The organism is bacterium, from assembly GCA_029210965.1.
Lineage (GTDB): Bacteria > BMS3Abin14 > BMS3Abin14 > BMS3Abin14 > BMS3Abin14 > JALHUC01.
The window spans coordinates 1-12,435 of the sequence record JARGFZ010000009.1 but is presented as its reverse complement, the minus strand read 5'-3'; the positions used below and the strand labels follow the sequence as shown (position 1 = coordinate 12,435).

The following is a 12,435-nucleotide window of genomic DNA, read 5'->3' as shown; positions in this document are numbered from 1 at the left end:
GTCAGTTCCCTCCGCCCTGGGTGCTGGAGGGTACCAGGATGCCGCCGTCCACAGCTTTATCCAGGTTCCCGATGACAATGGTATTCCCGGTCGTAAGGCCTGAGAGAACCTCCACCATTTCACCGTAAGGTCTCCCCACCCTTATGAGCCTGTATATGACGTGATCCTTGGAATCCACAATGAAGACCCCTGTCAGCTGGCCCCGTTTGACAACGGCCGAGGCGGGCACGAGAAGCAGGTCCCGCGTGCCGGATTTAAACCTCACGGAGCCGTACTGTCCGCTGCGCAGGTCCACACCCGGAACCGCGATCTTGACCACAAAAGTCCGGGTCCGCGGGTCTACGGTGGGAACCACCTCAACGATCCTGCCTGCGGTTTCGTCGGCGTTTGAAGGGACCCGCACCTGAACTTCCATACCTTCTTTAACGCTGTCGAGCATTCGCTCTTCGAAACTGGCCTCCACCAGGCGAGAAGCCCTGTCCTCAAGCTGCAGGAGGGGAACGCCGGGGGACGCCATGCTGCCCAGGTCGGTCATCTTTCCCGTGACAATGCCGTCGATGGAGGAGGTGATTTTGGAAAAGCCCAGGAAGATCTTCGCTTCATCCCAGGATGATTCTGTTCTTTTGACCATGGCCTGGGCCTGTTCCACACCGTGCCGTGCCTGGTTAGCCTGGTTGGTCACGTTGTCCATTTCCTGGGTGGTAATTGCATTTCCCTCGTACAGCTTTCGGTACCGCTCGTAGGTCCTGCCCGCCAGATCCTCCTGGTTGCGGGCGGCCTCCAGGGCATGAATGGCCTGGTTGTGAGCCTCCTCGGCAGTCCGCACTCTTTCCCGGAGGTCCCGATCGTCAAGGGTCAGCAGGAGCTGCCCTGCCTTTACCTTGTCTCCTTCTCTGACCAGAAGGGAGGTGACGGTTCCCATGACGCGGCTCGAAACAGTGCTCGAGCTTTTCGGGACCACCGTGCCTGTGGTCTCGTAGCTTTCCGGAACGCTCGTAATCTGGACCTTTTGAAGTTCGACGCCTGTGACCTCCGGGCGGACGACTGGTTTGGCCTCATGGGCAGGGGAGCAGGCTCCGAAAATCATGGTCCCGGCAATAGCGGCTGAAAGCAGGATATTTTTTGTAAGCATCATTTTCTCCTTCAATTTTTCGCAAGAAATTCCTGCTCGATGAGGTTGCTCTGAAACATCAGACGGGCCAGGAAGATCAGTTGGGAGTTGGTCTTGGCCACCAGGTCCGCTCTCGCGGAGTCAAGGGACGTTTGGGCGTCCAGTAACTCCACCACCGTTGCCAGAGAGTTTTCGTAGCGTTTTTCCATAAGCCTCACTGTTTCGTCAGCCAGGGATAATCGGGAAGAGGCCAGCTCTTTGCCCCGGGAAGCTTCCTGAACGTTCAGGTAGGCCTGGTTGATACGAAAAATGATCTCCTTTTTTAACCCGTTGTAATAAGCCTCCGCTTCCAGAAGACTGAATCTGGCATCCGATCCCGCATGGCCCTTCAGTCCTCCGTTGTAAATGTCCCAGCGAATAAAGGCGCTTACCTGGTAACTGCTACCCTCTTCGTCCAGGGGGAACTGGTGGCTGTTGATCTGGTACGAACCGCCCAGGCCGGCAGTGGGGGAGAACCTGGCCGCAGACATGTCGATGTTGAGCCTGGCGTTGTGAACCCTTTTGGCCATGGCAAGGAGATCATCCCGGCTGGAGGATGCCTCCTCGTAGTACTCCACCGGTTTGAGGTCCGGCATGGGGATCACTTCACCGGCAGCCTCAACCGGGCCATCCTGTCCCAGGATCAGACCCAGGGTGCGGTTCGCCAGAGAGGTGTTCTTCTGTGCCGAAACGAGACGTTCCTCCATTTCCTTTACGGATACTTCGGCCCTGAGCAGGTCCGATTCGAGACCCAGCCCCGCTTCAACCCTGGAACGGGCGATCTCCAGGTGGGATATGGCGTCCTCGAGACCTTTTTGGGCCACATCGCGGAACTGCCGGCTCGTCGCCCCTCCAATGAACGCTTCAACGACGTCCAGGAGTACCTTTTTCCTGCTCTTCCCAAAATCAAGATCCAGGGCCTCGCTTTGTGTCCTTGCCATGTCGACCCCCAGTGATGCTTCCCTGGAATAAAGGGGTTGCACAATGGAAATGGAGGTCATGAAGTCGTCGATGTCTTCCGGGTGGTTAAGACTGTCAATGACAAAGTCGGAATCCTCAAAGCGGCTCTGGTTCAGTTTGGAGGAAAAAGCGTAGGTGGGGTTGTCGGTCCTCATATACCTTTCCTCAAGGGTTACCTTAGGCAGGAGATGGCTTTTGGCCGCGCCCACCCGTTCTCTGGCCGCCTCCACGGAGTTTCCCATGGCCACAAGTTCCGGGTTTTGCTCAAGGGCCAGTTGGAAAGCTTCCTGAAGCCCGACCTGTGGGACGTCCGCACGGGGGGCAGACGGCAGGAAAAGCACTGCAGCTGCAAGTATCACGATCCCCTTCTTCATCCTGGACATTTCTCTGATACCTCCATTACGGGTTGGAAAGAAAAAATTCACGCGCGTCTAATTAATTGAGATAGCAATATATAAGAATATTATAATGCATTGTCAACCTTTGAATGCATTCTGGTCGTGACGATCTGCTCCAGGTGTAAAATCCCGATGCTCAATGGTGTCCCGCAAAAGGGCATTCCATGGGCTTTTGTGCCTGGATTTATTTAAAACGGGAAGGTCTGAAAGGAAGAGGCAAAAGCTCCTGAAAGGATAACCGGTTGAGCATCCGGGCGCCGGTCTTCCAACCCCCCTGCATAAAAGTATATGGGCCAGTTGGCGCATTGGCAAGAAAGGGGAATAAGGAATAGGGAAGGTGGTAGAACGGCAAGTGCAGTTGAGCCCCTCAGCGTTAAAAAAATATCGCCTTTATTGTAACCGGCTTAAACCCGGATTAAATGTTTCCTCTGCGTCCGAAGCCTGTCACGCCAGGGGCGTGACGAACTCTGCGTTAAAACAATGCCGCTTTTTGATGCTGGATTCCGCGTCCCCGCGTCACTGTGTCCCGTGATTTTCCAAATCTACTGGCTCCTGGCTACTGACTCCCGGCTCTGGCTCAAAAATTGCTTTTTCCCCTGCCCTGAAGTATGAAAACCTATGAGCTCCGATTTTGACACCATAATCGACCGGCGGGACACCCAGTGCCTCAAATGGGACGGTATGGAGGAAAGGTACGGGGTTTCTCTTGAAGACGGCCTCGCCATGTGGGTCGCCGACATGGAGTTCTGTCCGCCCCCGGAGGTCAACGAGGCGCTCCGGCGCGCTGCTGACCACGGTATTCACGGCTATCCCGGGGATCTTGTCCTTTACAACGATGCCGTTATGAACTGGATGGCCCGCCGTCACGGCTGGGCCGTGGAACCGGAGTGGATATTCACTACCCACGGCATCGTCAACGCCGTCAACCTCCTGGTCCAGGCTTTTTGTAAACCGGGTGATCAGGTGGTGGTGCAGGCTCCTGTCTACTATCCCTTCTTCGGGGCCATCACCGCTAACGGCTGTGAGGTTATAAACAACCAACTTGTGCAGGTGGACGGCCGTTATCGAATGGACATGGCAAAACTGGACCGCCAGGTCGGCCCGGCAACCCGCATGCTGATACTGTGTAGTCCACACAACCCCGGAGGCCGCGTCTGGACCAGGGTGGAGCTTAAGGAACTTGCCGAGTTCTGTCTTGAACGGGACATTCTCATTGTCTCCGACGAGATCCATCACGACCTGGTGTACGAGGGTTACACACACACCGTTCTCGCCTCCCTTGGACCGGAGATCGCCAGCCAGGTGATCACCTGCACCTCGGCTTCCAAGACCTTCAACCTGGCCGGGACCATGACCGGGAACGTCATCATCTCAAACGACTCCCTGAGGCGCCGATTCCAACTCCAGATGGCCCGCTGTGGTATGCACGGTCCCAACAGCTTTGGTCCCCTTACGGCAACAGCAGCATACAACCATGGTGAAATGTGGCTGGAAGATCTCCTTAAATATCTGCAGGGTAACCGGGATCGGGTGGACAGTGTTGTCAGAGAAAGCCTGCCGGGAGGGACTTCCATGCCCCTGGAGGGGACGTACCTGGCGTGGCTGGATCTCTGGGGAACAGGCCATTCCATGGAGGAGATCGTCCGCCGTTTTCAGGAAGTCGCCCGGCTGGCCCTCAACCATGGCCCAACATTCGGACCGGGGGGCGATCTCCACATGCGCCTCAATTTCGCCTGTTCGCAGTCCATGCTGGACGAGGCCCTTGAGCGGATGGTGTCAGCGTTCAGGGTGTAGATCGACTGGTAAGGGTGGGGAGGCGATGATAGAACGTATCGACGGGGCGACGGAGCGACTTGGCGAAAGGGCTAAAGACAAGTTTGAAGTTTGGTGTTTGAGGTTTGAAGTTAAACCCGGAACCCAAAACCTGAAACTCCAATCGCAGGTTGGTGTCATCGCGAGCTGCTACCCATGCGAAGCGATCCCGGATGCTATAGAAACGATAAGAGCTAATTTACCGCAGGGTACACAGGGTAACGCAGGGTAAATCTAAATCAGGGGGGAAGATCGGTTTCTACAAAAGTGACCAAGCTGCCTCTCGCTCGTTCGCCAAGCTCACTCAAGACGCCAAGACGCAAAGAAAACAGATGAAATCTGGAATCTGAAATCTGGAATTAGGAATCAGGAATCAGGAATTAAACCAACCATGCTCGATCGTCTGAAAAAATGGGCCAGGGATGTGAAAAGGGACGTCCTTGCCCTCTACCTGGCCGCGCGTGACCCCAGAGTGCCGTGGTACGCCAAGGCTCTGGCGGCTCTGGTGGCCGCCTATGCGCTGAGTCCTGTGGATGTGATCCCCGATTTCATTCCCGTGCTCGGCTACCTCGACGATCTGATCATTCTTCCCCTGGGCATCGCCACAGTTGTCCGGCTGATACCGGGCGAGGTGATGGCAGACCTGCGCTTACAGGCTGAAGAACGGATACTCACCCGGCCCAGGAGTTGGTTCGGGGCTTTGGTTGTTGTCCTGCTGTGGGTTATTGCTGCAGGGTTCCTGGTCTGGTTGATTAAAAGTCGATAAGTTGCTCGTGAAATACGTTATGTAAGAGGATCTTGTCTAAGTCTTAATCTTAATTACCAGTCCGACCGGGGAACGATCTGCTTCAGGAACACCTTTGACCCGTCCTTTTCATCGGTGGGGGCGGTGCTCACCCGGACGACCCGGTCCCCGAAACTGGCTGCAATTTTTGATTTTTTCTCTGTAAACCATTTCAACGGTCCGCTGTAGCCGCTTTCACCGGGATCTCGCTCGTAACGATATCCGTAGGTATAGGTTCCTCTGGTGTAGTGCTGGTTCGACCACAGTGACTCATGGGGTTCACCGTCGAGGATAATATTCATTGTACCCAGGTTGACCAGGGCCCCGGACCCAACCTCAAAGCTCATGATGTTGGTCATTTTTCCTTCTCTGTAATCAGGCCGGTCGTTGCGTTTCCTCGTCAGGGTATATCTGCCGCCTGGCAGGTCCTGATAGAAGTATCCCATATGGCTGGGACGGATGAGAAATTTTTTGCCATCCTCCACACGCAGGAGCCTGAATCCTGGAAATTCAACCTCATCTGTCTGCCCAGAAGAAAGATAATCCGGATTGTGGCTAAAATATCCCGGGAGATTTTGATAGGTTCCTGTTATGCGGCCGATGACATAGGATTTATCGGCTGCCTGAGCCATGCCTGGAACCCAACCCATTAAGAGAAATACGACGACCATGAAAACAGCTGTATGCTTCAAAACATTAACCTCCCTGTCTGTTTGATCCTTTTTTTGATATCAGCCCTTTTCTATACTTATAATATAATCAGTTCAGTGTCTCCGGGCCATAAAGGTATTCATTGGCATAGTGATTATTTTACCCATGGCACCTGTCGTGATACCCGGTCACTAACCTGGGTTGTGCCATTAATTGTCTCTTGCTCCTGGAGGAAAAATCGTTGATTCTGTTATTATCTAATATTGACAGGGTCGCAAAAAGTCCGTAATCGGCTTTTTGCTCCTCGGAAAGCGAAAAGTGTCATTTTCACTTTCCTTACAAATCAATGACTTTTTACGAAGTCATCAATATTGTCCATGTCTCATACCCTTAAGGAGGGTTTGTTATGATCACCATTGACGTCCCCGGTTGGGGAAGTTACCCCATACGCCATCTGGTACTTGATCTTAACGGAACTCTGACACTGGATGGGGCGTTCATCGATGGAGTAAAGGAACGGGTTGTTGCTCTGGCGGAAAAACTGGACATCCATGTCCTCACCGCCGACACCTACGGGAGCGCAACCAAGGTCTGTCACGGCCTTCCGGTTACACTGCATATCATACCTAAGAAAGATCAGATCCAGGCCAAGCAGAAATACCTGAGAGGCCTTCCTCTCAAGACGGTGGCCATAGGGAACGGACGTAACGACATGGGGATGCTGGTGGACGCTTCCCTGGGGATCGTGGTCCTGGGTCCCGAGGGGACAAGTTCCGAAGCGCTGAGAGCTGCCGATGTGGTGGCGCTGAATGTTTTGGATGCTTTGGATCTTTTGGTATATCCGGATCGGCTGAAAGCTACATTAAGGAGTTAATGCGGTCGGTCATAGCACGGTATCTTCTGCGTTATCGCCCTTCGGAAATCCTCGGCGTATGTCAGCATATACGCCTTCCGCCGTCGCTAACGACAACCGATCAGCTATGGCGGACAAGCCGGTATTCCTCAGGACTCTGGCCTTGGATCTACCGCACTCTGAACCGTACACTCTACACTCTACACAATGTCCTACTCTATTCCACCCTAAGGACCACGTAGACGAAATTCTCAACGGCCCTGGCCTGGGCGCAGTGGCGGACTCGCCAGTAGGCTTTTTTCTCGTCGGTGTAAAGAGGAACGAAGATCACCTCGACTCCAGCAAGAGCCAGGAGGCGAGACGTTTCCGGAAACTCGATGTCGTAGCAGACCTGGATGGCGATCCTGGCCAGAGGAGTATTGAAGGGCCGGATGCCCTCGCCTGGCTCAATATTGCTCTCGTTCCTCTCGGTGGCCGTGATATGCAGTTTATCCTGGGTGTAGACGAAGCCGCTGGGGGTTAACAGGTAGGCGGTGTTGTAAAGCTTTCCGTCCCGCAGGGTGGGGTGGGATTCCCCGATGATGTAGATGTTGTACTTCATGGCCAGGCCGCGCAGCATCTGGACGTAGCGTTCCGCGAACCCTGCAAGCTTGAGAACCGTCTCCTTCATCCCGCCCTTGGCCGCGTAGCAGCTGATGAGCTGGTAGGAGAAATACTCAGGGAAAAGGAGAAAATGGCAGTGGGAGGCGGCCGCTGTGTCAACGAAGAACTCAACCGATTCCTCCATCTCCTGCCAGGACCGGATGGGTTTCATGAGGTACTGGGCCGCGCAGATCCTGATCCGGCGGGCCGGGCGCTTGGGGACCCCGGATACGGCAATCCTGGATTTGGCGAGGTCGAAATCGAGGTTGGGTATCTCCAGGTAGGTGGAGTAGTTGAGGCTGGAAAAATCCACCGTGATGTCCAGCTGGACCTTCTTCACCTGGTAGCCAGCCTTGAGGTGGGCGTTGAGGGCCTGGTCCTTCAGTTCACCTTCCACGACCTTCCTGACGTACTGTTCGGCGGTCATCCTGCCGGCATACTGCCTGTACCCGGCGATACGGCCGTATGCGATCATGCGCCTCAGGTTATAACGCTTCATGAGCCTCTTGCGGCGGTCGTAGAGCATCCCTGAGATGCCTAGCTGCTGGTAGTCAGGGTGGACGGCCATATCCGCCCCGTAGAGGGTGTCCCCAAAGTAGTTGTGGGTGCTGAAGGTCCCGGCATCTGTGATCTCATCCACATTGTACCAATAGGTCTCGTCATCGAGGCTGACGATGAGGGAGGTGGCAAAACCCACGACCTTGTTGCCGATGAGGGCCACGAACTGCCCCTGCGAAAAGGTGGCCAACTGCATCTCGTATAGCCGCTGGTCGTATTCGAACTCCGGGGGATAGTCCGCGTAAGCTGCCTTGTTACACGCGATGACTCCCGGTATGTCTTCCGCTTTTCAGCGGCGGATCGTTATTTTGGGACGTCTTTTTGGCATTTGCAGTTTCTCCGTCTTTTAACAGGGATGAAGGGGATAGGATAATTAGTGCAGAGTCCAAAGTGCAGGGTGCAGAGAAATAATCAGTCCATTATCCAAATGCCAATGCCCTTCCATCCCTTTTATCCCTGTTAAACCTGGCCTTTGGGCTGAACCTCCCTCAACACTCTACACTCTGCACACTACACTCAACACTGTACTTTCGTACAATCCTCGATCGTTATCATTTTCGCCAACGGTTTGATGAACCCCTGGTGCAGGCTCCAGGTGTAGGCCCCCTGGTTGGGGAGGAAAAGGATGTCCCCGGGTTCAATGCCTTCCCCGAAATAGGACCATTCCCAGATATCGTGGGGGGTGCACAGGGACCCGGCCACCAGGCAGGGCCTTTCGGTGAGGGAAGGGCGGCTGAGGTTTATCACTGGAACGTAATCGGTCTCATACCGTTCCCACCCGATAATATTTGTGCCCGCATCGGTAATGACGAGGTCGTCAGCCTTCCTGTCCGCTACAGAGACCACGATGTTCATGATCTTGTCCGCGATCCAGCGGCCCGGCTCAGCGTATATTTTGAGGGGCACCAGAGGAAAAATGTGCTTATTAAGGGCCCCTGCGATCTCCCGCGCAAAATCCCCGATGGGGGCTGCGTAAAGGCGTTCCCTTCCCCGCAGGAAGTCAGCGCCGGGTGAGGAGGGCGATTCCCCGGTCAGCAGCCACTTCCCCCCCTCGGGCCAGTACCCGCCCCCGATATCCAGGAACCGGAGGGACTGGATGAGTCCGTGGTCTAAGGTACCCAGCGCTTTTCCCAGCCTCTCGATAAACTTCACCTGAGCTTCAGGGGTCAGGTTCCAGCTTGTGTGAAACTGAAGGCCTCTGACCTGTACAGCTTTTTCCCCGGCGGAGGTGGACAGAAACTCACCTAGTGAGGAAAGATTTATGCCGAACTTCCGCCACAGGCCGTCCTCCCTGGTCGTGAGCCGAACCCCGGCTGTGATAACCGTACCGGCTTTAAGAGCGGCCGAATCGAGCCGCTCGAGTTCACCGAAGCTGTCGATGAGCACCGTGACCCTGGGGGCGTTGAGCGCCGCAAGTTCCAGTTCCTTTTCAGTCTTGCCCGGACCGCTGAAGAGTATGCGCCGGCAACCGGTCTCCAGGCCCGTTTGGAGTGAAACTTACTGCGGCTCATCAAGACAGCATTTTCCGTGGCGAAAGGCAGCCCCATCTCTGCGGCGAGGACGGCGGTCAGGGTGAGGGACTCGTCATCGTAGCAGGTGATCCCTGAAAGGGTAAGGCCGTGAAGGGAGAGGTGCTCCTTAATTGCCGCGGAGACCACTTTGACATCACCAAGGTTGGCCAGGACCTCTTCAGCTTCTCCGGGAGTTTCTTCCTGAGCCTGGAGGCGCAGGTTCTTACCGGTGAAAAAAAGGGCCCTCCCTGGGTATCTGTTTCGGATGATGTCGACGTAATTCGTGGTAGTACCCACCACAAGGACGCGTTTATTCCTCACCGTAATACTCAATCCGCCTGCACAGCAGCTCTGGCAGCAAGGAAAAGGGGTCGCTCCTGAAGGTGAAATATCTTCTTCCAGTTAAAGTCCCCGCACAGGAAATCCACCTCCCTGACCTTATCCTCGCAGGCCCGCTCCATGTGGTGCATGTTGATGACCTTGGCGATGCCGGGGAATGACGGGTTGGTGCCTCCTGCCATGAGGGTGTAGGTCATTTCGTAGAGGACACCCACGTCAACGGCGGCTACCTCCCGGCCGATAAGGGCGCTCGTGACCCGCAGCCAGCCACGGTCGGCGAAGAGCCGGATCATCTCCATAAAACCCTTTCTGAACCTGGGATCGCCGAAATAGGAGTCCTTCCCGAAACGGGAGAGGTTCATAGCGACAATGAGTTCGATATCATCGAGGCGGTCGTAGCGCCACTCGAGCCCCATGTCCTCAATGCGCTGGATCTCCCTGCGCACCCTTTTGAGGGATTTACCCGAGAAGCTCTCCAGGTAGCCGCTGATATCGTGGCTGTAACTGTGTGGCGTAAACAGATACCCGATTTCATCTACGGAAGCCTCTATGCAGCTGTCTGTGACGCACCGCGGTGAAAGGTATCGGATGTGGTAGGGGCCTGGTATGGCGTCGAGAAGACGCAAAGGCTCATCCCCCAGGATGAGGTTCTGTTCCAGCCACGTCTTGCCCTGCCACGTTTCCCCAGGGAAGTATCCGTAAATGCCCTGCTCTTCGATGTAGGACAGAGGCAGGAGGCTGGACCCACAGCCCGTATTTTCGCCGGTGATGAAATGAATGGGACGGCGAAAATGGCGGTGGAAACAGGCGCGTACCTCCCAGAGATCGGTGACGACCTCCCTGGGCATGAGCGCCTCCCAGAGGAACTTTGCTTCTTCCGGGTCCCTAACAACCCTCAGACTTTCCATCTCTATCTCCTGAAAGTCACACTGGTCTCGATCCTGGACCCTCCGAAGTAATCCCGGGCGAACTGGGCCACGACATCGGGGTCGTAGGGCTTACAGCTGAAGACGTCCAGGTAGGTGGCGTTGGTCAGGTTGGCGAAGTGAGCCGAGATGAGGGACGTTTCAATAAGCTGGGTCATGGAGTAGCCGGCTACTTTCTCGTCTTCGCCGAAGTGGACCACCTGGGTCTCTCCGAACCTCTTCATCTCGATGAGGTCACAAAGCTCCACGACGAAGCGGCGGATGGCGTCGGCGTCCCGGCTGGTGGCCGGATCACAGTCGTAGATGTCGATGGAGGTGGCGATTCCCCACACCTGCTCAGCGGCTGCTCTCTCGGGTATGCTCATGGGTACTGTCTGGGTTCCCAGCATTTTATTCTTTTTATAAAAAGATGGGGTTGTTCTGCAGCCCTGCCGCGGAATAAAGGATGTGAGATCAAACAGAAACAGGGGCCTTCCGGCCCCTGCTCATTTTTCTGAGATCTGAAATGATAGTATTTATACAGGCGTTCGAGAAGGTATCAGATACAAGGCCAGTCACGCCAATGGCGTGACCGAGGATCAATGAGGCCCGATAATCCCGCCAAAGGCGGGATAGATGGTGCCTTATCGGACGCCTATCCCCCGAAAACAACGGTTTTTCCGTTGTGTATCAGCACCTTATTCTCGGTATGCAGGGAGACGGCCCTGGCGAGAACCACCTTTTCTATGTCCTCACCCTTTCTTTTCAGTGTCTTAACGTTGTCGCGGTGCGTGACCGATACTACGTCCTGGTAAATAATGGGACCCTGGTCCAGATCCTCGGTTACGTAGTGGCTGGTAGCACCGATGATCTTAACGCCCCTTTTAAAGGCCTGCAGGTAGGGGTCGGCACCGATAAAGGCCGGGAGGAAGGAGTGGTGGATGTTAATGATACTGTTGCGATAGGCCGTGACAAACTTGGGCGTGAGGATCTGCATGTAGCGGGCGAGGATAACGGTGTCCACGTTCTCCTTTTTGAGGATCTCAAGGGCCTGGTCCTCCTGCTCCCTTTTGGTTTCCCTGGTCACGGGAAGATGGTGGAAGGGGATGTTGTAATAACCGGCCATGTCCCTAAGATTTTCGTGGTTGCTGATGATGCAGGGGATATCTACAGCAAGCTGTTGGCTGCGCCAGCGGTAAAGCAGGTCCAGAAGACAATGTCCCTGTTTCGAAACCAGGATGCCAACCGTTTTCTTTCTGTCGGAGAAGAAAAGCCGGTGAGCCATGCCCAATCGCCAGCAGACCTTGCTGAACTCCTCGTCCAGCTTGTCTCGCGGGATCTCAAAACCGTCCATGTCCCAGCGAATCCGCATGAAGAACATATCCTCAACCGGATCGGTGTGCTGGTCCAGGTAGACGATATTGCCGCTGTGGTCGAAGATCCAGTTCGTGATAGTTGCGATGATCCCTTTGGTGTCCTTGCCCTGGATCAGCGCAGTGACTTTGGGAGCCCCGTTGGGCGCCTCTATTTCGCTCATGTTGTATTACCTCGTCAGAATCCCTTGATTAGGATGGACTTGCCAAAAGCCTTTCAAACAGTCCCGCCACCGGCGGGACCGGGGCGGGGGCCGCGCCTGCGGCGTAATACGGATTCACTGCGCCTGGCGGGGGATGACTTTTCACCCTCAATACCCTGAAAACTATCGTAGTCTAAAGAAAAAATCGTAAAGGTCAAGGGGCAGCCTCTTCCAACATGAAATGAGTCTGAAGCAAGCCTCATGTTTCTAACATGAGATGAGTCTGAACAACAGGTCTGAAAACGTTCATGATGAAAGGATGAAAATTATCATGAATGTCAAACACCTCCAGACCC

The 12,435-nt window shown here is 54.9% G+C and carries 10 protein-coding genes and 1 pseudogene; 3 read left to right on the top strand and 8 right to left on the bottom strand.

Annotated elements, in window-relative coordinates:
- Position 1: 1 nt before the first annotated feature.
- Both P1S59_05470 and P1S59_05465 read right to left on the bottom strand, forming a co-directional pair.
- Positions 2 to 1,132: an efflux RND transporter periplasmic adaptor subunit gene (locus tag P1S59_05470; protein MDF1525703.1), complete on the bottom strand. Its 1,131-nt coding sequence runs from the start codon at positions 1,130 to 1,132 to the stop codon at positions 2 to 4.
- An 11-nt stretch (positions 1,133 to 1,143) separates the two neighbouring features.
- Positions 1,144 to 2,493 (bottom strand): TolC family protein, encoded by a 1,350-nt coding sequence (locus P1S59_05465; GenBank protein MDF1525702.1) that lies wholly within the window; start codon positions 2,491 to 2,493, stop codon positions 1,144 to 1,146.
- Positions 2,494 to 3,126: 633 nt separating this feature from the next.
- Between P1S59_05465 and P1S59_05460 the strand changes: the two genes are divergently transcribed.
- Entirely contained in the window at positions 3,127 to 4,302 is a 1,176-nt protein-coding gene (locus P1S59_05460; protein MDF1525701.1) for a pyridoxal phosphate-dependent aminotransferase, read from the top strand.
- 409 nt (positions 4,303 to 4,711) lie between these two features.
- Positions 4,712 to 5,086, top strand: a complete 375-nt coding sequence (locus P1S59_05455; GenBank protein MDF1525700.1) for a YkvA family protein — start codon at positions 4,712 to 4,714, stop codon at positions 5,084 to 5,086.
- Positions 5,087 to 5,139: 53 nt separating this feature from the next.
- Here the strand turns inward: P1S59_05455 and P1S59_05450 are convergent, their stop codons facing one another.
- A complete protein-coding gene (locus P1S59_05450) occupies positions 5,140 to 5,796 on the bottom strand; it encodes a hypothetical protein (GenBank protein MDF1525699.1) in 657 nt (218 codons plus the stop codon).
- A 365-nt stretch (positions 5,797 to 6,161) separates the two neighbouring features.
- On the opposite strand from P1S59_05450, the gene P1S59_05445 reads away from it, so the two are divergent.
- The gene (locus P1S59_05445) at positions 6,162 to 6,629 is read left to right on the top strand and encodes an ATPase P (protein ID MDF1525698.1); all 468 of its coding nucleotides are present in this window, start codon (positions 6,162 to 6,164) and stop codon (positions 6,627 to 6,629) included.
- A 196-nt stretch (positions 6,630 to 6,825) separates the two neighbouring features.
- On the opposite strand, the gene P1S59_05440 is transcribed toward P1S59_05445, so the two are convergent.
- The 5 genes and pseudogenes from P1S59_05440 to purU all read right to left on the bottom strand — a co-directional run bounded on the left by P1S59_05440 (position 6,826) and on the right by purU (position 12,100).
- On the bottom strand, positions 6,826 to 7,998 hold the full coding sequence (locus P1S59_05440; protein ID MDF1525697.1) for a GNAT family N-acetyltransferase: 1,173 nt from the start codon (positions 7,996 to 7,998) through the stop codon (positions 6,826 to 6,828).
- Positions 7,999 to 8,324: 326 nt separating this feature from the next.
- Positions 8,325 to 9,230: a hypothetical protein gene (locus tag P1S59_05435; protein ID MDF1525696.1), complete on the bottom strand. Its 906-nt coding sequence runs from the start codon at positions 9,228 to 9,230 to the stop codon at positions 8,325 to 8,327.
- Between the two features lie 418 nt (positions 9,231 to 9,648).
- Positions 9,649 to 10,566, bottom strand: coding sequence for a GNAT family N-acetyltransferase (locus P1S59_05430; GenBank protein MDF1525695.1), 918 nt, complete (start codon positions 10,564 to 10,566; stop codon positions 9,649 to 9,651).
- A 2-nt stretch (positions 10,567 to 10,568) separates the two neighbouring features.
- Positions 10,569 to 10,913, bottom strand: a pseudogene (locus P1S59_05425) (S-adenosylmethionine decarboxylase).
- A gap of 305 nt (positions 10,914 to 11,218) precedes the next feature.
- Complete coding sequence (purU, locus tag P1S59_05420; protein ID MDF1525694.1) at positions 11,219 to 12,100, bottom strand: formyltetrahydrofolate deformylase; 882 nt, start codon at positions 12,098 to 12,100, stop codon at positions 11,219 to 11,221.
- Between the last annotated feature and the right edge of the window lie 335 nt (positions 12,101 to 12,435).